Origin of the sequence: Paraburkholderia sp. DD10, assembly GCF_049177125.1 — a bacterium.
Classification (GTDB): domain Bacteria; phylum Pseudomonadota; class Gammaproteobacteria; order Burkholderiales; family Burkholderiaceae; genus Paraburkholderia; species Paraburkholderia terricola.
The window spans coordinates 1,999,492-2,021,885 of record NZ_CP185392.1; the positions used below are offsets into that span (position 1 = coordinate 1,999,492).

Here is a 22,394-nt window from a genome sequence, read left to right on the forward strand (position 1 = left end):
TTACTGTTACCACATCATGAATTAGAAATCGGAGGGATCGGGACACGGAGTCAGACGCGCGCTGCTACGTCGATGTCGCATCCCCATCGCGAAGACGCGCTGGAACGATCTGCAAGACCACGTCGATAAAACCAACTGTAGACCGCTCGACGACGGACAGCGCGCGCCTGGCAAGATAGAAAGCCGTCAAGCTCCGGAAGCGGGGAACGCCGGCACATCAACCTGTACTGTATGAACGACGCCGTTTCTTTTGCGCGCAACCAGTTCGTCGAGCGTGCCGCTATAAGATGTGCAAAAGAGCTGGCGTCCATCTTCGCCTCCCAGCGTGCAGGAGATCGCATGCCCCTTCAATTCGATGACATCGGTGATCGCCCCTTCAGCACGCACGCGAAGGAACTCGCCGGTATTGAAGGAAGCGGTCCAGATGCCGCCATCCGCGTCTGCGCAAATGCCGTCCGGCTGACGTTCGCCGAGTTCCGCAAACACGCGTCGATTTCCGAGCACCCCGTGTTCGTCTATGTCAAACGCGGTCAGTCGTCCGATCCACGTCTCTGCCACGATAAGCGTCCTGCCGCCGTCGACGATGACCGCCCCATTCGGGAAATCCAGTCCCACCGCCGCGACGCTGATCGAGCCATCAGGGTCGACCCGGTGCAGTGCGGTAACTGCTCGCGGCTCGCCAGCGTCGTAGTCGTAACCGAAGTTGCCAACGTAGATCCGGCCCAGAGCATCGACGGCGAAATCATTGAGGTCGCCCGACGCGAATCCTGACAGGTCCGCGTACTCCACAATCGTATCGCCGACGATCTTCATCAGCCTGCGGTCTTTCGATGACACAACGACCGGTGTTCCGTCCGGCAGAAAATCAAGGCCGGAAGGCCGATGCGGCACAGTGCAGACTTTCTCGCGTACGCCGTTCAAACCGAGCGCGTATACAGTGTGATCGAATACGTCCGAAACCCAGAGCCGGTTATCTCGCCAACGCGGCGCTTCGAGGAAAATGAAATCTTCTGCGAAAAGCAACGGCTGGTATGTTCTCATGTCCCCTCCCGCTGTTTTCTCCACAGCGCTCAAGATGCGCCGGCCACCCGGACCAGCGGCCGGTTCTTGCGTTACCAACCTCCGTCGATCTGGATGTTTTGTCCTGAGACTGCGTCGGACTGCGACGACGAGAGAAAGACCGCGAGGTTCGCGACGTCGACCGCCTGAATCCGCCGCTTCAGGCTCTGGTTCTCAAGAATCCAGTTATGGTATTGCTCGCGGGTGTCCGCACGATCACGGAATTCGGCTTCCGAAACAACGGCTCCCGGTGAAATGCCGTTCACGTTGATGCCATGAGCGCCGAGTTCACGCGCGAGCCCCTTGATCAGCCCGTAGAGAGCACCCTTCGAAGCGATGTACGGTACATAACCATCCCAGCGGCCCGTCAGCGTGAGCGACGTGACGTTGACGATCTTCCCGTATTTTTTCGCCTTCATCGCGGGGCTGCACGCTCGTGCCAGCACGAACGCGGCCGAGGAATTGATCCGGACCTGATCTTCGTATTCCTCGATCGAAAAACTCTCGAACGGTTTCATGATGACGAGCGCCGCGTTGTTGATCAGCACGTCGATTCCGCCCACCTCGTCGGCCAGTTTCGACACGGCAGTCTCGGTAGCGGACAGCTGGTTCAGATCACAGCCGAAATATCGCACGTCCTTGCCTAACGTTTCCTGCGCACTCGCGGTGTCCGGCCGGTCGAGCGCGATGATCGTTGCGCCTTCTTCTGCGAAACGCGATACCAGCGCACGTCCGATCGTGCCCAATGCACCGGTGATGAGTACCTTCTTGCCTGCCAGTTGAGTCATTGTCCTTTGCTCTCCAATTTCCTTCGTTGCGCCCCGGTACCGTCAGTACAGCAGGACTCCTGCACGGATCACCATTCGGCCGGACAAACCGAAAGATTTTCTTTCGTGATTGCCGGCGTGTCATAGGTGATGAATTGCGCCTTCGCCGTGTTCTTACCGGTGGCGGCGTCATAAAGCGCCTTGGCCGTCAGCCTGCCAAGTGTCTCCGGTTTGGTACAGACGGAGCCGTAGATCCGGCCGCTTTTGATTGCGTCGTTGCCCAGACGGGAGCCACCGGCCGTGGCAATGATCTTCGTTTTGGCATTGCTCGACCGGACGGCGCGCGCGCAGCCAATCGCCATGTCGTCGGCTTGACTAAAGAACAGGTCCAGGTCCTGATGAGCGACCAGAACATTCTGGCAAACGGACTCGCCTTTCTCGGGCGTCCAGTCCGTTGGCTGCGATGCAACGATCGTATACTTGATCCCTGCCTTATCGAGCGCTTCCTTAAAGCCGGCGCTACGCTGCCGAACCGCCGCAAATCCCGGCGCCCCTTCGATGACCGCAATCGTTACAACGCGATCCTTCGGCAGCACTTTCGCGGCAAGTTCGCCCGCCCGGGCGCCCGCGGCAACGTCATCGGTGGTGACAAGCGCGGTGAGTTTTGTGTAGACGTCTTTGAGCGGCGTCTTATTCGGGTCGCCAATCTGCGCCGCAGCCGACACGATCGGGACGTTGTTTTGCGCGGCTTTGTCCACCGAAGCTCGTGCGGCAACCGAGTCAACCGGAATCATCGCGATGCCGTCGACCTTCTGGGTGATCAGATCGTCGACAGCGTTCGCCTGCTTCGCGACGCTAGCCTGCGCGTCCAGCACGAGCGCCTTGCAGCCGAGTTCCTTGCACGCCTCCTGAAACCCCTTCCCTAGCGAAACGTCATACGGGAACTGCATGCTGTCGGCTATATAAGCCAGCGTGATCTGCTTTGCCTGCACCACGCCAGCCGTCAGCGAAACGATGGCAGTCAGTCCTGCCAACTTGATTGTCCTCGACATCCTGTTCATGTTTGTCTCCTGAATTGTCATTTGTTTTTGCCGATGTAGCCGAATGCCGAAGCATCCGCTGCCCAGTACCACGGGAACCTCGCTACGCCCGCGCCTGTCACCCCGTATCGGCATTCTGCGATTACCGACTCAGAGACTGTCACCACTCTAGACTTGCCGATATCAACCGTCAACATGAATGAAATACGTTTCAGTCACCGAAACTTCTGCGGCAGCCAAGCGGAAGCGACATGTATCTGATTCGCTCCCTACCCTCGCTGCAGCGGCTTTACCCGTGACTCACCAGATCGTCTCCACATAGACGAGTTTGCGCAGTCGCGCGTCCGGCGTAACAAGCTCGCAACCAAGCATGATCGCTGTGGCGGCAATCAGTCGTTCGTTTGAAGCAAGCTCGGACGGAAACACCGCAGCCCGGAGCGTGACCGCCATATCGACTGGCATCACATGCAGACCTTCGATCGACGTCAACGCCATCAGCCATCTGCGCTTATCTATCGACAACTGAAGCCTGCCGTCGTCGATGTAGCGGCCCAACTCCAGAACGCTGATTACCGAAATAGCGGTTTCCCCCGCCTCCCGTTCGCGCTCGATCTTCTCGCGTGCGGCAGTGCTCAGTGTTCCATGGCCGGTGATCCACGCGACCAGTGCCTGTGTATCGAGCATGATCACGGTTGATCTCCCGGGTTGCTGGACGCGAGGCCTGTCAATCGGTGACGCAACGCACGACCGCGGCTCGCAGCACGTCGAAAGGATTCTCTTGCTGCACCGGATAACGCCGAACCTCGATAGTCGGCCGTCCGTGATCGGTTACGATTACACTCTCGCCCAGCATTTCTACCTGCCTGAACAATTCGCAGGCCTTTGCTTTGAAGTTCGCTTTCGACACCCGTTTTTCCATCGCCGATCTCCCGTCGCTCCCGCCACCATCAGGCGCTGCATATCGCTGCAAAGCAGCGCATAACCGCGCTTCCCAATCAATGTGATTTTCCGCCCCGGCGCGACCCGCCGACCGTGTAGATGGCGGCCGCAATAATGATGACGGTGCCTTCGATCAAACCTTGATAATTCGCACCGAGGTTCAGAATATTGAAGCCGTTTGCCAGCGTGACGAGCAGCAGCGTCCCGGCGAGGGTCTTGATCACGCTGCCTGAACCACCGTAGAGCGAGGTGCCGCCAAGGATCGCCGAAGCAATGACCGCAAGTTCCTGGCCCTGCATCGCCGTCGGGTTGATCGCGCCGAGCCGGCTGCCGAACAACACACCGCCCACGCCCGCTACCCCGCTGCAGAGAATGAACGCCGCCATCTTGTAGCGCTTCACATTAATCCCGGACAAGCGCGCTGCCTCAGGGTTGCCGCCGACGGCATAGATCCTTCTGCCCGTCGTCGTGAACGTCAGAACAAACCAGACAACTGCCGTAAAGGCCGCCATGTAAACGACGGGCTTTTGAACGGTCAGCTCCGAACCACCAAGCGCGGGCATCGCGATCAGGCACAGGCCGCCTACGATCGTGAATACCGAGGATGTCATGCCACGCCCTGCACGCCGCGCCCGCGAAGCAACCAGCAGCCCTCTCGCGACCAACGCAACCCCGAGAACGAGCAGCGTCAACGCAATGTGCACCCGTCCGGCCTCGAACGTTTGCATGGCGGATAGCGCGTCGGAATCCGACACGGTCAACGAGCGGCCATCGGTCACGATCTGCACGACGCCGCGTATCGCAGTCAGCGTGCCGAGCGTCACGATGAACGCATTGATACCGAGATACTGGACGATCGCGCCATTCAACACGCCGACCAGCATGGCGACGAAAACGCCAAGGAACGCCGCGGGCCAGAAGCCGACGGCATCGGCAGCAGTGACCATCACGGCAGCCGACAGCGCCGCTACCGATGCAACCGATAGATCGAAGTTTCCCGTAATGAGAATGACTGTCATGGCCACCGCGATCATCGCGACTAGCGATGACTGGTAAAGCACATTCGTAATGTTGTTGACGGAAAGATAGTTCGCCTGTCCCGTATAGGCGGTGATTGCCGAAAGAATAAGCACCAGAAAAATCAGTGCGTAATAAACGCCCATCTCCCGAACACCCAGCAGGCGGCGCAACGGCACGGACGGCGGCTGCGCGCCCGCTCCGCCGGTGCGGTTGACGGCCGGCTGGCCGCCGGCGTCATCGAACGATTGGATCGGCTGGTCTTTAGAAGTCGAAAGATTCATGGTCACACACTCTTCATGGGTTGCGCAGCGTCGGTGCAGGCCGTGCTCTGGCCACCGGCAAGCAGTATCAGTTCTTGCTCGGATGTTCCGTGCGCTTCGCGTTGGGCAATGCAGCGCCCGTCGCGCATCACTAGAATCCGTTGGCTCACGGCCAGCAATTCTTCGAATTCCGAAGAAACGATGACGACGGATTTGCCTGCCGCCGCGAGTTCACGAACGAGCAGCAGAATGTCGGTCTTCGCGCCGATATCGATACCGGAGGTAGGTTCGTCGAGTAAAAATACCTTCACATCGCTGAACAGCCATTTGGCGATCGTCACCTTCTGCGCGTTGCCGCCGCTCAACTCCGTGACGAGTGAATCGGGCGATGGCGCCTTGATCTTCAATCGCCGGATCGCATCTTCACCACGTGTCCTCTCGGTTTCCCGGCGTGGAAAAATGCCGCGCGAAGACACGCCTTCGAGCGCCGGCAGCGTGGTATTCCGCCAAATCTCGAACCCCGGCACGAGGCCCTGTCTCATCCGGTCCTCCGGCACGAGCCCGATTCCCGCTCTCACGGCCGCCATCGTGGAACGACGCACCGCTTTGCCGCACACCAACACGTCGCCGGTGGCGTCGGGATCGGCGCCGAAGATCGCATGCAGCAATTCGCTGCGACCCGAGCCTAGCAGGCCTGCAATACCGATCACTTCCCCCGCCATGAGCTTCAGCGAAACAGGGCTGAGCCTGTCCGGCGACGCCAGGTTGCGCAACTCCAATTGCACCGGGGCACTGGCGCTGACCTGTTTGACGGGCGAGCGTTCCAGCGCGACGAGTTGCCGCCCGACGATCGCTTCCGCGAGGCGCGTCTCGTCGAGATCGCACGTATTGGCGCGAACGACTACCTCGCCGTCACGCAGGATGGTCACGCAATCGGTCAACGCCATCACTTCGTCGAGGAAGTGCGAAACAAACAGGATCGCCTTATTCTCGACGCGGGACAGATGACGCACGATTCGATAGACGACTTCACGTTCCTCGGTCGCAAGCGAAGCCGTGGGCTCGTCCATGACGATGAGTTCCGCACCGGTGCCAAGGGCCTGGAAGACGGCAACCATCTGGCGCTGCCCGATCGACAGATCGCTGACGAGCCGATCGGGATCCAGCCAATAGCCCGTACGCGCGCAGATGTCGCTGTACCGCACGTGCAGCGACGCGTCGCGCCGCCAGCGGCCACTCGCGCCGAGGAACACGTTTTCGATGACCGACAGCGCCGGAACGAGAGGAATATGTTGATGAATGGTCGCGACACCCATCTCGTTCGCTTCCCTCGGGGTCGACCACTGGACCGGCGCACCGCGCCATATGATCTGGCCGCCCGACGCCGGAAACGTGCCCGAGAGGATCTTGATCAACGTCGACTTTCCCGCGCCATTCGCCCCGAGCAATCCATAGACTTTTCCGCGGGCGATTTCAAGGTCGACACCACGTAGTGCGACCAGCCCATTCGGGAACGTCTTTGTGATTCGCTCCAGACGCATGAGCGGAACCTCTTCCGCCAATTGCATCTCGTCTCCTTACTATTTTTTGACTGGTGGCGGAAATATTCGCCTGCCGCCGGTGCGCAATGCCGCGCGTTGACTTGAACTGTAGTCGGCATCAAGTCCGTCGTCAACATAAATGAAATGCGTTCCGATCAACGAAACTAAGTGGCAATACGCTGACGATTTGCCACGCTCGATTCAGGTCCCGACACAGTCTCGTGTTTAGTTCCAATGACTGAAACTTATGCCATTGGATAAAACATATGCTACGATTCCGCCACCGGTCGCCGATAGCGTCAGCGGCCACATGATCCGTCGGGGATCGAGTCAACAGGCAACGCAAGACCTAAGGAGAAAGACTGATGATTTACACTCGAAGCGGCGCAGACGCGCTCGCGCAGCGCCAGACCATCGTTTCCCCAGGAACCGGGAACCAGCATTGGGGAACGGTGTATTTCGGGCCCCGCTCGTCGTCCAGCTCGGCTCCGGGGCCGCAAGCCACGATGTCCGAGTTGAGGGCACACGAGACCATCGTTCCGCACTTCCACGGTGTCAGCATGTTCCAATGCTTCATCTCCGGATCCGGCACCCTCGGTGCGCGCAAGCAGGTGATCGAGCCGCTCACGGTCCAGTTCAAGGATCACCACACCGCGTACGGGCCGATCATCTCCGGCGCGCAAGGCCTCTCCTTTGTGGCTATGCGCATGTACACCGGCAACTCGGAGCCGGTCTATCTCGACAAGCCTGGTTACCGTGACAGACTGGAACCCAGCAAGCGCCGCCATCTGACATCGGAGCCCGTGCGCTTTTCCACTGCGCCGGTCATGCAGTCGCGCACCGAAACGGTTTGGGAGACTCTTTTCCAGGACGTGGAGGACGGCATGCATGCGCAGGTCGTGCGGATCGGCGCGGGAATGTCCGTCCAGGGTCCTGATCCACGTGCCGCCGCCGGGTACTATGTGTTCGTAGGCAATGGCAGCCTGCTTCACAATGATGAGGAGCTCCCGCTCTGGTCCATGGTCGTCGTCGAACCTAACGAAGAAAAATTCGAACTCCGCGCCGGCGAATTCGGCCTCGAGGCGCTCGTGCTCCAATACCCACGCGAGCAACGGTAAGCACTACGTACGCACCGTTCCCGGCAGTCGCCGGGTTCGGGCGCACGCCCTTCATGTCATCCCGGAGACGATGCGAAATGAAGATTGGCTATATTGGGCTGGGCGCACTTGGCAGTCAGCTCGCACGCAGATTTCTGCCGGACCATAGTCTGTGCGTTTGGGACATCAATCCGGGCGCGGCGAACGCGTTTGCCGCGCTCGGCGCCGACGTCGCGCCGACCGCAGCCGAATTGGCTCGGTGGTGCGACGTCATTTTTCTCTGCCTGCCGCGCAGTTCGGACGTAAGAAACGTTGTTTTTGGAGAGAACGGGCTCGCAGCAGGACTGAGCGCCGGCAAGCTCGTCGTCGATCAGACCAGTGGCATTCCGGAAGAAACGCGGCGCATCGCGGACGAGTTGCTGCAGTCAGGTGTCGAAATGATGGATGCAGCGGTCTCCGCGAGTCCACACATCGTCATGAGCGGGGGCGCGACGTTAATGGTCTCTGCTTCCGACCCCGTGTTCGAGGGCGCGCTGCCTGCTCTGCGCGCAATTACTGCGACCATCTATCGATGTGGTTCGCGTGTCGGCGACGGCCAGGCAATGAAGACGGTCAACAATGCGATGAACGCGGGTTGCCGTCTGGGAACGCTCGAAGTGGTGGCGGCCGGCAGGAAGGCCGGGCTGTCGCTCGCGTCGATGTCGGATTTTCTGAGCCGCAGCGAGGCGCGCAATCAAACGACCGAAAAAATGCTGCCGGCACTCGTGGAAGGTAAGCAGTCCACCAACTTCGCCCTTTCGCTGTTGCTAAAAGATGTGACGCAGGCTGTGTCGCTCGGGGTGTCCAATCGTGTGCCGATGCCACTGACCACCATTGTTCGGAGCCTGCTACAGATTGGCGTCAATACGCTCGGCGACAACGCGCAGTTGGAAGATATGGTCGGCCTCATCGAGTCGATGGCGGGCACGCGCATGGCTGACAACAGCGACGCGCCGTCGCCCACGGAGGCGAACGCCAAATCGATCGAACACGTTGGCCAGCACGACATTGCCGATCTCATCACTAGCGCGATCGCCTCGCTCTGCCGACTCGTCACCTACGAATGCATCGCAGCGGGTCTGAGGTATGGACTGCGGCTCGAAGACATGGCTGAGGTCATCAGCCGAGGCTCCGGCTGGAGCGACGCGTCGAAGTCCGTCTTCGCGGAGTTGCTCGGCGGCACGGGTGGTGCCCACACGGACTTGATGTCGATCACCGACAGTGTCGAAGCCGCATGTGCGCTCGGCGATCGCCGGGGAGCCCCGATGCTTATCGCCAATACCGTCCGCTGCCTCCTTGAGCAGGCAGTCAATCAGCTTGGCGCCGCCCGGCTCGAAGATCTTGCTGGACTTTATGACGCGATGACGGGCGCCCGCCTGAAGCGCTCCGCTTAAACACCCCCGGTTAAATCGGAACCGGCGCTGCCCGGCAAGTTGCTGTTCTCTTCATCATCGAATCGGGATCCATCCCGCAGATCTAGCGGGCAGCCGTCGGGCGGCCAACTCCACGCAGATTCCCAGCGTCCCAGCGCCGGACGAGTTCACAACATGTCGCGCCATACCGTCCTGATGGCGGTCCAGACCCGCTGGGGTGCTCGTGCTTCGAGCAAGCGCGCCACCAACCAGAAGGCGACGCGCGAAGGCTTTTCAGGTCACTCTTCAACGAGCAGATTCGACGGTCGGCGCTTTTCGATTGCCCACTTCAAAAGTGCTGCGGTCCGGTAAATACCGTGGGCGAATTTGCCGTATGGCAAGGTCATGAACAACGCCATCACAGTGCCGAGATGAAGCGTCAACAGCGTCGGCATCAAAGCGGTACTCCGAAGTCCGACAAGCACAAGGCCCGTCAAAGCGACCAGGATCAGAAGCACGATGAACGCTCTGTCCATCGGCTTCTGGCCGGGGTCGCCGTGAAGCGGATGACGGTTCACATTAAGCCAAAGCAGACCGCACGTACCCAGCAGCAGGCTCACACCGCCGACCGTCCCGAGCACCACCGGCAAACTCGTATACGCATACGGGGCCTCGAGACTGAACAGATAGTGATACAGCGTGGCGACACACGTCGAAGCGAAACACAACATGAAGCCGTAGAAGGTGAGGTGGTGCAATCGCCTGCGCTTCAGAGAAAAAGCGCCGTCTTCGTTGTTGCAACCGTCTCCGTGACCGCCGCCGAGATATCTCAGTGTCAGCACATCTTTGGTTGTTTCCAGAGCCGCAGCCAGCGACGCGTCGCCAGGATCCTCGTCGCGCCAGAATCGCCGCACGCCGATACCAAGAGCGATCGCGGAAAACAGGAAAACCGCGCCAAACACCATCGCAAGGAAATTGTGCGGAAAGATCGCATAGAAATTCGCACCTACCGATTCTCCGCCCTGAGGAACAATCCGGTTCAAGAGCGCAAGGAAAACCGTCAGCGCTGCAACGAGAGCAAATGCAATCGTCACGCCGTTTCGCTTGTAAAGCATGCCTAACGCTTTCGGCCACGCATACTCGGTATAGGTGTTCACCCGAACCTGCGCCATCGCTTGCGGCACATTTACGCTGAATTCATGCGGCGGCGCATACTGGCACGAATGCAGACAAGCACCGCAGTTATGACACAGGTTTGCCAAAAAATGGACATCTGCACGTCCGAACTCAAGACGGCGGGTCATGGCCGGGAACACTGCGCAGAATCCCTCACAGTATCGGCACGCGTTGCAGATCTGCATGATCCGACTGACTTCGCCTTCGCTTTCCGAGAGCGCGACGCCACGCATGATGACGGGTTGGTTTTCGGCGAGCGCCCTCGCCTCGCGTGCCAGCGCTTCAAGCGACTGCATGGTCTTGCTCCTTTTGATTGATCCGTTGCGCAGCAAGCGCCGCCTCCGTGCCGGCGATCCGGCCGAAAGCCGTACCGATCGCCATGCCGATGCCAGCGGTGTAACCCTTGCCAAGAATGTTGCCGGCCATCATTTCCCCTGCGACGAACAGGTTTGGCGAGGGCTTTCCGCCGAAATGCACGGTCGCGCGTTCGTCGACTTTCAGGCCTAGATAGGTAAACGTAATGCCCGGCCGCAATGCGTAGGCGTAAAACGGCGGCTTGTCGATCGGCTGGGCCCAGTGCGTCTTCGGCGGCTCGATCCCCTCGGTGTGGCAATCGTCGAGTACGGCATGATTGAATATGCCAACTCGGCAGGCAGCGTTGTACGATTTGATCGTCTCGACGAAGGTCACCTCGTTCAAGCCCGTCAAGCGCGCCAACTCCTCGAGCGAATTGGCACGAATGCCGGGGAATACGGGGGGCATGAACCGCCCGATCGCTTTCGAGTCGATGATCGAATAGGCGATCTGGCCTGGCTGAAATGCCACCAGCCGGCCCCAGATTGCGTATCGTTTGGGCCAGAAGTCCTCGCCCTCGTCATAGAAGCGCTGCGCCTTGCCATTGAGCACAACACCAAGCGACACGCAGTCGACGCGCGTGCAAATCCCACCGTCGTAAAGAGGAGCGCGTGCATCGATTGCGACGCAATGCGACTGCGACGGGTCGCCAATCGCGTCCGCGCCGGCGTCGATCATGTGTTTCAGGACGACGCCGTTGTTGAACCGCGTGCCGCGAATCAGGAAATTATCGGCAACCCACTCGCCGTTGACCTGTCCCCAGGCGTCGCGCAACCATTCCCGGTTCGACTCGAACCCGCCGGCAGCGAGCACGCATGCCCGTGCCTGAATCCGCTCGCCGCCGACATGTGCCGCCAGAAACCGATTGCCGTCGAGCTCGATCTTGTCGACCAACGCGTCGTACCGGATGCGAACGCCGAGTGCCTCTGCGCTCCGGTAATACGCATTCACCAACGCCTTTCCGCCGCCCATGAAAAACGCATTCGTGCGGGCGACGTGCAACGCGCCCGAAAGCGGCGGCTGGAATCTGACGCCGTGCTTGCGCATCCAGTCACGGCAACTCGACGATGCACGTATGGCTATCCTTGCAAGCTTTTCGTCTGTTAATCCGCCGGTTACTTTCAACAGATCGTCGAAGTACTCCTCTTCGGGATAGGCTTCCACGAGAACATCCTGTGGTGCATCGTGCATGCAGCGCAGATTTCGCGTGTGCGACGAGTTTCCTCCGCGCCATTCGCGGGGCGCTGCCTCGAGCAGCATTACCGACGCGCCCGCTTCACGGGCCATCAGCGCGGCACAAAGCGCGGCGTTACCGCCGCCAATTACAAGTACGTCCAGCATGGTCACCCCTTTTGCGCCAATTCTCGATGCAGTCTAGATGACGCAGAGGAGCACTGACACCAGGGTCGGCTGAACACCCCTTCACGAATCGTGAAGAGGTGCCGTGCCGTCAGATGGTGTTACGAATCGTCGGAGACCAGCTTTGCACCCGCCCATTTTCCTGCGCTGACGAGTTCACGTGTGATGCTCTTGAGGATGACGCGCGCAGCGAGACCGGCAGGCGATAGCTCGTCATCGGAAAGGCTAGCGAGTTGATTGAGCCGGGTCAGATAAGCGCTATGGACAGGCACTATCCGAAACGCCGTGGCGTCGCACCGCGCCAACGCCGCGCCAGGCTGGATAGTGGCACCGAGCCCACTGCCGACGGCTTCCATAAGGGTTGCAAGCCCGTCGATCTCCGCGGCCAGGTTGATCTGGCAATTCGCTTTCGCGAAGGCCGCATTGATCAGTACGCGCAACCCATGATTGCCGCTCGGCACGATGAGCGGGAATGCCGCAAGCTCCCGGATAGACAGCCCCTTCGCATTCGCCGGCAGGCCGGATCGCGCAGCCGATATCGCAAATAGCCGCTCATCGAGTAGCGGCACGGTGCTCAATCGCTTTCCCGTAGCCGACCCGAAAAGTATGGCCAGGTCGATCTGCCTGGCGACAAGCATGGACTCCAGGTTTCCGGACAAACTCTCGACCACGCGCAAACTGATGTCCGGATACCGTTCACGCATTGCCCGCATGAACGGCAAGGCAACGACGCCCGAGGTACTGGGCGCAAAGCCAACGGCGACTTGACCGGCGAGCCGACCCGCCTTTGCGACGCGCGCTGCGTCATCGGCGTGACGCAATACCAGTTGAGCGCGATGCCAGAATGCGAGCCCCGCTTCCGTCGGCTGTATTCCTGTCTTGGTGCGCTGTAACAACCGGACAGACAACTCGCTTTCCAGCCGGCTGATCTGCTGACTGAGTGTCGACGTTACGACGTCCAGCTCGATAGCGGCACGCCCCATGCTGCCGCACTCGACGATACGAACGAAATAACGAAGTTGCCGGAGTTCCAAGAAATGTCTCCCTCATGGGCAGAACCACTGTAGTAATCGTGAACGCCGTTGAGTTACTTCTATGCGCGCGAGGTGACGCTATTGCCGAGTTGCGCGAAGTGGTTTGCCTCAGCTTGAGGGCGTGAGATGCAGCTCGGTGCGCACTCCGCCGCTTGCGGTCTAACACACCGCGATTGCACTTTAATCAGTGAGGTGCGCGACTGGGACCGCTCGCCACCTTCCGCAAATCATGCCTCAATTTCCAGTTACGGTCACGCTCGTAATGCGTCGTCAGGCTTCGACGACCGAGGCCTGATGTGAACGTGCGGACCGATGTGTCACGGATCCGTATGGTTGTCGGCGGAAGCCATTCCGGTCTATTATGAAGCATGTTCCATTTGTTAAATTATGTTTCAGTCAATGAAACACCCCGGGATTCGTCGAATGTTTGACTTATTAAACAACAAACCCCCGCATACAGAATGAGAGGCGCATCGTATGGCTGAGTCACCTTTGGCGGAAGCTGCCCGGCAGTCCGTTGTTGCAACGCTGGCACCGGTAATGACCGCCGTGCTCGCCGGTTTCCTGATCATCGGCGTAGCGCTTCCGGTACTGCCCTTACACGTGAACAACGATCTGGGCTTCGGTCCATTCGTTGTCGGCTTCGTGGCTGGGGCGCAGTTCGCAGCATCCCTGTTCTCGCGTGTTTGGGCAGGCTCGCATTCGGACCGGCGCGGCGCAAAGCGCGGCGTGCTCGTCGGCCTCAGTGCCGCAGCCGCGGCAGGGCTGCTCTACTTGCTGTCGCTCGCCTTCGTGAAAGTGCCGACGGTGTCTGTTTCGATTCTGCTTGCCGGCCGTGCGGTTCTCGGCGGGGCCGAAAGCTTCATCATTACTGGCGGCGTCGCGTGGGGGCTTGGTCTCGTCGACAGGCAACATGCCGGGAGAGTCATCGCCTGGGTGGGAACGGCCATGTTCGCAGCGATGGCGCTCGGCGGTCCCGTCGGAACGATTCTTTACACGTCGTTTGGTTTCCTGGCGATCGCGCTTGTGACCACGCTGCTGCCGTTGATGGTGCTGGCTTATCTGGCCGGAACACCCGCAGTCGTGCCGCAGGCCCACGGCGAACACGCGTCGTTCAGTACGATCATGCAGGCCGTCTGGCTGCCTGGACTCGGCGCGGCACTCGCCAGTATGGGTTACTGCACAATCCTGGCCTTCAGCTCGTTGTTCTTTACCGTTATGCACTGGCAGCCTGTATGGATGGCCTTCACCGCCTTTGGCGTCGCACTGATTGCGGCACGTGCAATTGCAGGCCACCTACCGGACCGGTTCGGAGGAGCAAGAGTTGCTTCCGTGTTCGTCATCTTCGAAGCTGCAGGTCTGCTGCTCATGTGGCTGGCCAAGACGAGCCTGGTCGCGTCTGTAGGGGCGGCCGTTGCCGGTTTCGGCTATTCACTCGTTTATCCGGGACTCGGCGTCGAGGCAGTCAGCGGTATTGCGCCAAAGAATCGCGGAATGGCAATGGGCGTTTACACCGTCTTTCTGGATGTCGCGATGGCAATTGGAAGTCCGGCGCTTGGATGGGTGGGCGGGCACGCAGGACTGCGTGCCGTCTTCATGGTCAGCGCGGTGATCGTTGCCTGCACCGCTGGCGTATCTATTCAGCTGCTTCGCAAGCCCAAGCATCGGGTGGCCGCGTGATTGCATAACGCGGCCCCGTTAGTGCTCCAACAATCTGTAGTCCCAGCCGCGCAAGTGCTGATTCCGGCAAAACGCGAGGTCGTGGCCGGCATCGGAATTGAACGTCAGCGCATTTGCAGCACGATCACGTTACTGCTTGCAGGATTGGTCCGCTCGCGCAGGTGCTTCACGTCATCGACATTGACTGCGCCGCCCGCGTTGCCCCACGAAGTTCGAACGAAACCGAGAACCTCGGCGATCTCCTGATCGGAGAGTTGCTTGCGAAACGGCGGCATGCGGTAGGCGTCCGGAATGCCATCCGCCACAACGCGGGCCGAACCGTTCAACGTCACATTGATGGACGAAGCGCTTTCCTTCACCATCGACGACGCCGATCCTGCCAGCGAAGGTATCCACTGCCCTTGTCCGCGGCCGTCCACGCCGTGACACGAGCTGCACTTTGCCATGTATGTCTGCGCACCCGGCACCTTCGCGCGCTGCTCGAGCGCAAGATGGTTATTGGACGCCGCATCGTACTGCCACGGCGGCCCGTCGCGCTTCGGATCACCCGGCAGTGATTTCAGGTAGTGGGCCACCGCCCGCAAATCGCCGTCGGTCATGTACTGCGTCGAGTTGTTGAACACCTCGGCCATCGATCCAAATACGACGCCATGCTGGCTGCGCCCCGTTCTCAAGAACCGGAACACGTCGTCCTCGCTCCAGCGGCCCAGTCCGGTATTCGCATCGCTTCGCAGGCTCGGTGCATACCAGCCGTCCAGCAAAGCCCCGGAAACATAGAGCGAACTGCTTTCATCGAGTGCCTGTTCATTCATGGTCACGCCACGAGGCGTGTGACAGCTGCCGCAATGACCGGGCCCCTGAACGATGTATGCACCGCGATTCCATTGTGCATCGCCGGAAGCTTTCGTCTCGTAAGCACGCGGCTCCGCGAAAACCGAGTTCCACAGCGCAAGGGGCCAGCGCATATTCAAAGGCCACGCAATCTCGCTCTGTCTGTTCTCCTGACGGACGGCCTGCACGCCATGCATGAAATAGGCATAGAGCGCGCGAACGTCGTCCCCATCCAGCTTCGCATACGACGGATACGGCATGGCCGGATAGAGCCGGTGGCCGTCGCGTGCGACGCCCAGGCGCACGGCCCGGTCGAAGTCCGCGAGACTATAGCGGCCGATGCCCGTCTCCTTATCCGGCGTGATGTTGGTGGCGAAGATCGAGCCCATCGGCGTCGCCATTTCGAGTCCGCCGGCAAACGGCGCGCTCTCCGGAGTGCTATGGCACGCCACGCAGTCGCTGAGCCGGGCGACGTACTCGCCGCGGCGGATCATGTCAGCCGATGAGGTCGCCGTGCCGGCGACCGCATCGAATGGTGAGGCGGGCGTGCGAGTCACGAACCATGTGATACCGGCAGCCGCTATCAGACACACCGGCAACAGCAGGGCAAGAGTTTTTCCAAACCAGCGTTTCGTCATTGTTGGTCGCTGTCCGTGGGTTGGCAGCTTTGTCAGCTATTGAACGTGTATCGCGAGAGCGGCATGCTGCGAACACGTTGACCTGTGAGCCGCGCTACCGCGTTCGCGACCGCAGGAGGGACGGCCGGCAATGGCGGTTCGCCAATGCCGCCCATCTCCGCGCCGCTTTCGATAATCCGCACATGCACCCGCGCCATGCGAGCCGGCGGCAGGATCGGATACATGTCGTAGTTGCGCGCGACCGGCATGCCTTTTTCGTACACCGCTTCCTCGAGCAGAACCTCGGAAAGCCCGAGCGCTACCGCCCCGTTTACCTGCGCCTCGATGATGGCCGGATTGACGATGCTGCCCGGATCGATTGCTTCCCAGATGTCATGCACCTTCACCTGCCCCTGTTCGACGGACACCTCGGCGACGACCGCGGTCTCCGTCCCAAAGGCTCTTGCCATCGCCACACCACGTGCGCGCCGCGTGCCGTCCGCAGCGGTGAAGGGGCCGCGCTTCCAGCCGCCCGACAAATCACCGACCGCGCGCAGCAGCGTGGTCAGCCGCGCGTTGCCTTGCAACAGGCGCATGCGCAATTCGTAGGGATCGTGTCCGGCTTCGTCGGCCAGTTCATCGACAAAGCTCTCGTAGAAAAAATCGTTCATCGAACTGCCGACCGAGCGCCAATAACCGAGCACGACTGGTGTCTTCACATAGAGTCGCGCGATGCGGCGATTGGCAATCGCGTAGTGTTTGCCGACCAGGCCTTCGACAGCACTGTCGTCGACTTTCTCGCCGCGTTTGTTCGCTAGCGATTCCGTCGGCCCCTCGGTGACCGTCACTGCTTCGATAGCAGTCGGCATGCCTTTATCGTCGAGTGCGGCGCGAAAGCGCACGGCGGCCATGGGGCGCAATGCATCGCGCAGAAACTCTTGCTCACGGCTCCAGATGACTTTCACGGGACGCCCGACTTCCTTCGCCAACTGGATCGCCTGCGGGTGAACCAGAGCGGGTCCATAAGGAAAATGACGGCCGAAGAATCCGCCGAGAAGCGGCGAATGAATAATGATTTTTTCCGGCGCGAGGCTGATGCGTTTTGCAATGTCGGCCTGGTACAATTCGGGCGCCTGATTCGGCGTCCACACCTCGACGGTGCCGTCCGCGTTGAACCGCGCAAGAGCCGAAGGCGGCTCCAACTGCGCATGGTTCAGGTACTGGCTGTGGTAGGTTGCGCTGACAACCTTTTTCGCACCCGCGAATGCGTCGGCAGCATTACCCGCAACTTCCGCGTTGTCGCCCGCGCCTTTCTCGTTAGCGAGGCGTTGGGCAAATGCCGCCGTCGAGAAGTCGGCAGGCATATAACGCACCGCGGAGTCAGGCCCGGGTTCCTGCCAGTCGACCTGAAGGGCCTCCGCTGCACGCTTCGCATTCCACCAGCGCTCTGCGACCACTGCAACAGCGCCAGGCAAGCGGTGCACCGAGTGCACGCCTTTCATCGTGCGGACCTGATCCTCGTTCCGGATCGCGCGCACGGTCAGGCCGAGCCGCGGCGCGTGCTGAACCGCGGCGTGCAGCATGCCGTCGACGCGGCAGTCGATCGCGTAGATCGCCTTGCCGGTCGATTTATCTCGCACGTCAAGGCGCTGGACAGATTTGCCAATCCAGCGGAACTGACCGGGATCCTTCAGTTTGACGGTCGACGGATCGGGCACCGGCATATCCATCGCGCGCGAGGCGAGCTGCCCGTAGCTGAGCGATCGGCCGGAGGCGACATGCACGACTTTCCCCGGCTCGGTAGTGAGCGCATCGACCGGCACGCGCAACTCCGATGATGCGGCTTGCAGCAGCATCCGGCGCGCCGACGCGCCCAGATGGCGCATCGTCGGGTAACTCATGCGGATCGACATGCTGCCGCCGGTGAAGCGCATCTGGTTCGGCAGGATCTTGTAGTCAGCGCCGGGAGGCGCATGCTCGACGACAAAGCTCGCAGGATCCGCGTCGAGCTCCTCGCCGACGATTTGCGCGAGAGCAGTGATGACGCCCTGCCCGCCTTCCATGAAAGGACTTTGCAGACGGATCGTGCTGTCCGGCCGGATCTCGAGATAGGCGGGAACGCGCGTGCCGGGCTTCGGCGCCGCAGCAGTGCCTTGTGCGCGCGCCTTACCGACCGGGATGCCGAAGCCGAGTACAAGCGCGCCTGCCGCGGTGCCTGCGGAAGCAAGGAGAAAACGGCGCCGCGAGATATTCGTCGGCTCGCCGGTCGGGAACGCCTCGCGTTGCTCGGGAGTATCGAAGAGATTCGTCATGCTTCGTCGCTCCCGTGTTTCGCGGGCTTGGACTTCTTGCCCGCTATGGCGCTCACCACGGCGATGCCTGCGAGAGCCGTCGCCGCAGTGGCGGCCTTGCGCGCCGGATGTTCCGGCGTCGTGTTCGACGAAGCGGCCGCTGCGCTCTTTGCGGCCGGATTGCCGGCGAGGTCATGAACCGCGGCGCGTATCGCGTTATAGGTTCCGCAGCGGCACAGATTGACCATTGCCGTCGCAATCTGTTCGTCCGTCGGGTTTGGAGTCTGCTTGAGAAGCGCGGTGGCCGCCATAACCTGACCGGACTGGCAATAGCCGCATTGCGGGACTTGATGTTTGATCCACGCGGCGACCACGCGCTTGCCGATATCGTCCTGCTCGATTGCCTCGATCGTGGAGATCTTCCGCCCTGTCACTCCCTCCACAGGCGTCACGCAGGAGCGCATCAGCACGCCGTCGATCATCACGGAGCAAGCCCCGCATTGCGCCAACCCGCAGCCGTATTTCGTGCCCGTGAGCCCGAGCTCGTCGCGGATGACCCACAGCAGAGGCGTATCGCCGTCTGACTGCACGTCGTGAGTGTTTCCGTTGATCTCAAGTAGCATGACCTGCAACCCCCTCCCTAGACTAGAATCTGCGCGCGACGTCCCGCCGGCTACTGCCGGATCGATGCGAACCGTAGCCGTCGCGATGCTAGCACCGCATGCGCCCGGAATTAACGGTCCGCAAGAGATAGGGTCTATGAGGACACTTCACGAATGCCGATCAGCGCATAGTGACCGGCACATGCATCCATGGAAAAGGGGCACCGGCATGCTCATTTGATAAAGCTATCCGGCTAGCACTGCGCTTCGTTTCACGCACGGAACGGCGTCAGAGGCACTGCTCATTTGATAAAGCAATCGGGTTGGCGCTGCGCTCACAACGCTGCCGCGCGGTCGCTTCCCGGGAAGAAGTGCGCCGACAGTATCGGACCCGAAAATCCGAATACGGCGAAATCGTAAAGCTCTCCGAAGTTGCCGATGGAACCCGCCGAGAGCGTTCGGATTGAACTTTGCTTTGCCATGTCTCACGCCCAGCAACATGACTTTTACGCGTGGCGCTTGCCGCGCCGCGATCCGCCGACGGTATAGATAGCGGCTGCCGTCACCACCACCGTTCCCTCGACGACGCCTTGATAGTTCGCTCCGAGGTTCAGGATGTTGAATCCGTTTGTTAGCGTAAAAAGAAGCAATGCACCCGCCAGCGTCTTAATGACGGAGCCTGCGCCGCCGAAGAGCGAAGTCCCGCCAAGAATGGCCGAGGCGATCACCGTGAGCTCCGCGCCTTGCATCGCAGTCGGATTGACCGCGCCGAGCCGGCTGCCGAACAGAATGCCGCCAAAACCTGCCGCCGCGCTGCAGAGAATGAAGCCGGCCATCTTGTAGCGCGTTACATTGATGCCGGACAGACGCGCCGCCTCCGGATTGCCGCCCACCGCATATAGGCGCCGGCCGACATTCGTCATGCTGAGAACGAACCAGACGATCAGCGTGAAAACGGCCATGTAGACGACAGGCTTCGGCATCGCCAATGTCATCCCGCCCGCGTAGACGAGAGCGAAGCAGCACACGCTGGCGACGACCATGCCAATCGACGTGGGAGAAGCGTGACGCGTTTCACGGCGCGCTCGCACCAACAACCTGAGTCCCGCTATAAGCAGCGCCGCACCGATCAGAAGCAACGGAATCGCAATCGGCAGACGGCCCGATTCGAAAAACCGCATCGCCTGCAACGCCTCGGGTGTTTCGACCGACAACGAGCGGCCATCCGTATAGATCTGCACAACACCGCGAATTGCGGTCAAGGTGCCGAGCGTAACGATGAATGCATTGATCCCGAGGTACTGAACGATCGCACCGTTTAAAAGACCAGCCAGAATGGAGACGAGCATTGCGACGAGCGCGGCCGGCCAGAAGCCGAGCGTATCCGCAAGACCTACCAGCACGGCCGCCGAAAGGGCCGCCACCGAAGCGACGGACAGGTCGAAGTTTCCCGTGATAAGAATGACGGTCATCGCGACCGCAATGATGGCGACGAGAGACGACTGATAGAACACGTTCGAGATATTCGCGACGCTCAGATAACTCGGCCGGCCCGTATATACCGTGACCGCGGAGATCACGAGCACAAGCAATATCAGCGCATAGTACACACCCATCTCGCGCAGACTGAGCACCCGGCGCCAGTCAATGGCCTCTTGTTGTGCCATGGCGGGCGCGTCGTCCGTCGGGCTACCCGCGCCTCCCTTGGTGCCGTGCCGAGGCCCGGAATGGGTTGAAGTCGTAAGGTTCATGATCACTCGCTTTTTCAAGGTGGCGCGCCAGCTTGCTGCGCGCTAGCCGAGTTCGCACTCTTGCCGCCCGCCAATAAAATCAGTTCATGTTCGGACGTCTCGTGGCCCGCGCGTTGCGCGATGCAACGCCCGTCGCGCATGACAAGTATCCGGTTGCTCACGGCCAGGATCTCTTCGAACTCGGAGGAAACCATGATCACCGCTTTGCCCGCTGCGGCGAGTTCGCGCACCAGCAGCAGAATGTCGGTCTTTGCTCCGATGTCGATTCCGGCGGTCGGCTCATCCAGCAGGAACACTTTCACGTCGCTGAACAACCACTTTCCGATAGTGACTTTCTGTGCATTGCCGCCGCTCAGTTCGGTCACGACGATGTCCGGCGAATTCGCCTTGATCGACAGGCGCCGAATGGCCTCCGCGCCGCGCCCGCGCTCACGGAACGGATCCGGAAGCCAGCTCCATCGCGACACACCGTCCAGAGCCGGAAGCGTCGTGTTGCGCCAGACCTCGAACCCAGGCACGAGACCCTGCGCCATCCGGTCTTCGGGAACCAGACCCATGCCGGCCCGCACGGCCGCTGCAGTGGACCTGCGGATCGGCCGGCCTTCCACGCACACCTCGCCGGTGGCGTCAGCGTCGGCGCCGAAAATAGCATGAAGAAGTTCGCTACGGCCCGACCCGAGTAGTCCAGCAATTCCGACGACCTCGCCCGCGCGAACCTTCAATGAAATCGGTTCGAGCTTGTCGGCAGAAGCGAGGTTCTTGAGTTCCAGCAGCACAGGAGCGGCCTCGTCGACCGGCTGCACTGCCGCCTTCTCGAGCGCGACGATTTGCCGGCCCACGATTGCTTCGGCGATCCGCGACTCGTTGAGATCGCAAGTCTGTGCATCGACCACTGCCTGGCCATCGCGCAGAATCGTGACGCGGTCAGTGAGCGCCACCACCTCGTCGAGGAAGTGCGAGACGAACACAATGGCCTTGTTTTCGACGCGCGACAGATGCTGCACGATGCGATAGACAACCTCGCGCTCGCTTGCGGCAAGTGACGCTGTCGGCTCGTCCATCACGATCAGGTCCGCTCCCGTACCCAGCGCCTGGAGAATTGCAACCATCTGACGCTGACCGATGGACAGATCGCTGACAAGCCCATCGGGATCGAGCCAGTAACCGACGCGCTCGCAAAGGTCCGCAAAGCGCTGCCGGATCTTCGCGTTACGGCGCCAACGGCCTTCCTCGCTCAAGAACACGTTTTCAAGTACGGAGAGCGTCGCCACAAGCGGGATATGCTGATGGATCGTCGCAATTCCCATATCATTCGCGGCTTTCGGACTCGAGTACGATACGGCGGAGCCCTTCCAGACGATCCGCCCGCCGGTAGCCGGAAGCGAGCCGGAAAGGATTTTGATGAGCGTCGATTTACCGGCGCCGTTTGCACCGAGCAAGCCATGCACTGCGCCGCGCGATACTTCCAGGTCGACTCCGCGCAGTGCGGTCAGCCCATTGGGGAATGTCTTCGTCACCCCTTCAAGCTGCAATAGCGGCATCTCATTGACCATTTGCCTACCTCCTGCTACTACCTCGGTTGAGA

General features: G+C 60.6%; 18 protein-coding genes. 3 read left to right on the forward strand and 15 right to left on the reverse strand.

Annotation, left to right across the window (positions count from 1 at the left end; all coding sequences use genetic code 11):
* Positions 1-186 precede the first annotated feature (186 nt).
* The 7 genes from ACOCG7_RS09110 to ACOCG7_RS09140 form a co-directional block, all read right to left on the reverse strand.
* A complete protein-coding gene (locus ACOCG7_RS09110) occupies positions 187-1,041 on the reverse strand; it encodes an SMP-30/gluconolactonase/LRE family protein (RefSeq protein ID WP_347143539.1) in 855 nt (284 codons plus the stop codon).
* A 71-nt stretch (positions 1,042-1,112) separates the two neighbouring features.
* Positions 1,113-1,847: an SDR family oxidoreductase gene (locus ACOCG7_RS09115; RefSeq protein ID WP_347143540.1), complete on the reverse strand. Its 735-nt coding sequence runs from the start codon at positions 1,845-1,847 to the stop codon at positions 1,113-1,115.
* A 68-nt stretch (positions 1,848-1,915) separates the two neighbouring features.
* Entirely contained in the window at positions 1,916-2,887 is a 972-nt protein-coding gene (locus ACOCG7_RS09120) for a sugar ABC transporter substrate-binding protein (RefSeq protein ID WP_073430605.1), read from the reverse strand.
* Positions 2,888-3,166: 279 nt separating this feature from the next.
* Positions 3,167-3,550, reverse strand: coding sequence for a type II toxin-antitoxin system VapC family toxin (locus ACOCG7_RS09125; protein WP_347143554.1), 384 nt, complete (start codon positions 3,548-3,550; stop codon positions 3,167-3,169).
* 40 nt (positions 3,551-3,590) lie between these two features.
* Positions 3,591-3,785 (reverse strand): type II toxin-antitoxin system Phd/YefM family antitoxin, encoded by a 195-nt coding sequence (locus tag ACOCG7_RS09130; RefSeq protein ID WP_347143541.1) that lies wholly within the window; start codon positions 3,783-3,785, stop codon positions 3,591-3,593.
* Between the two features lie 76 nt (positions 3,786-3,861).
* Positions 3,862-5,106, reverse strand: coding sequence for an ABC transporter permease (locus ACOCG7_RS09135; RefSeq protein ID WP_347143542.1), 1,245 nt, complete (start codon positions 5,104-5,106; stop codon positions 3,862-3,864).
* 2 nt (positions 5,107-5,108) lie between these two features.
* Entirely contained in the window at positions 5,109-6,653 is a 1,545-nt protein-coding gene (locus ACOCG7_RS09140; RefSeq protein ID WP_421375184.1) for a sugar ABC transporter ATP-binding protein, read from the reverse strand.
* Positions 6,654-6,991: 338 nt separating this feature from the next.
* Here ACOCG7_RS09140 and ACOCG7_RS09145 point away from each other — a divergent pair, with 338 nt between their 5' ends.
* Both ACOCG7_RS09145 and ACOCG7_RS09150 read left to right on the forward strand, forming a co-directional pair.
* Positions 6,992-7,744 (forward strand): hypothetical protein, encoded by a 753-nt coding sequence (locus ACOCG7_RS09145; RefSeq protein WP_347143544.1) that lies wholly within the window; start codon positions 6,992-6,994, stop codon positions 7,742-7,744.
* Positions 7,745-7,821: 77 nt separating this feature from the next.
* Positions 7,822-9,156 (forward strand): NAD-binding protein, encoded by a 1,335-nt coding sequence (locus ACOCG7_RS09150; RefSeq protein ID WP_421375186.1) that lies wholly within the window; start codon positions 7,822-7,824, stop codon positions 9,154-9,156.
* A 257-nt stretch (positions 9,157-9,413) separates the two neighbouring features.
* On the opposite strand, the gene tcuB is transcribed toward ACOCG7_RS09150, so the two are convergent.
* From tcuB to ACOCG7_RS09165, 3 genes are all read right to left on the reverse strand, one after another.
* On the reverse strand, positions 9,414-10,586 hold the full coding sequence (gene tcuB / locus ACOCG7_RS09155; RefSeq protein WP_347143546.1) for a tricarballylate utilization 4Fe-4S protein TcuB: 1,173 nt from the start codon (positions 10,584-10,586) through the stop codon (positions 9,414-9,416).
* Positions 10,573-11,985: an FAD-dependent tricarballylate dehydrogenase TcuA gene (tcuA, locus tag ACOCG7_RS09160; protein ID WP_347143547.1), complete on the reverse strand. Its 1,413-nt coding sequence runs from the start codon at positions 11,983-11,985 to the stop codon at positions 10,573-10,575. The genes tcuB and tcuA overlap by 14 nt, the downstream gene beginning before the upstream one ends.
* Before the next feature lie 119 nt (positions 11,986-12,104).
* The gene (locus ACOCG7_RS09165) at positions 12,105-13,037 is read right to left on the reverse strand and encodes a LysR family transcriptional regulator (protein ID WP_347143548.1); all 933 of its coding nucleotides are present in this window, start codon (positions 13,035-13,037) and stop codon (positions 12,105-12,107) included.
* 477 nt (positions 13,038-13,514) lie between these two features.
* Between ACOCG7_RS09165 and ACOCG7_RS09170 the strand changes: the two genes are divergently transcribed.
* Complete coding sequence (locus ACOCG7_RS09170; RefSeq protein ID WP_347143549.1) at positions 13,515-14,717, forward strand: MFS transporter; 1,203 nt, start codon at positions 13,515-13,517, stop codon at positions 14,715-14,717.
* Between the two features lie 104 nt (positions 14,718-14,821).
* Here the strand turns inward: ACOCG7_RS09170 and ACOCG7_RS09175 are convergent, their stop codons facing one another.
* The 5 genes from ACOCG7_RS09175 to ACOCG7_RS09195 all read right to left on the reverse strand — a co-directional run bounded on the left by ACOCG7_RS09175 (position 14,822) and on the right by ACOCG7_RS09195 (position 22,362).
* A complete protein-coding gene (locus ACOCG7_RS09175; protein ID WP_347143550.1) occupies positions 14,822-16,186 on the reverse strand; it encodes a cytochrome c in 1,365 nt (454 codons plus the stop codon).
* A gap of 32 nt (positions 16,187-16,218) precedes the next feature.
* Positions 16,219-18,477 (reverse strand): xanthine dehydrogenase family protein molybdopterin-binding subunit, encoded by a 2,259-nt coding sequence (locus ACOCG7_RS09180; RefSeq protein ID WP_347143551.1) that lies wholly within the window; start codon positions 18,475-18,477, stop codon positions 16,219-16,221.
* Positions 18,474-19,079 (reverse strand): (2Fe-2S)-binding protein, encoded by a 606-nt coding sequence (locus ACOCG7_RS09185; RefSeq protein ID WP_347143552.1) that lies wholly within the window; start codon positions 19,077-19,079, stop codon positions 18,474-18,476. Before ACOCG7_RS09185 ends, ACOCG7_RS09180 begins: the two co-directional genes overlap by 4 nt.
* Positions 19,080-19,564: 485 nt before the next feature.
* Positions 19,565-20,725, reverse strand: a complete 1,161-nt coding sequence (locus tag ACOCG7_RS09190) for an ABC transporter permease (RefSeq protein ID WP_347143553.1) — start codon at positions 20,723-20,725, stop codon at positions 19,565-19,567.
* A 98-nt stretch (positions 20,726-20,823) separates the two neighbouring features.
* Positions 20,824-22,362, reverse strand: a complete 1,539-nt coding sequence (locus tag ACOCG7_RS09195) for a sugar ABC transporter ATP-binding protein (RefSeq protein WP_421375191.1) — start codon at positions 22,360-22,362, stop codon at positions 20,824-20,826.
* Positions 22,363-22,394 lie beyond the last annotated feature (32 nt).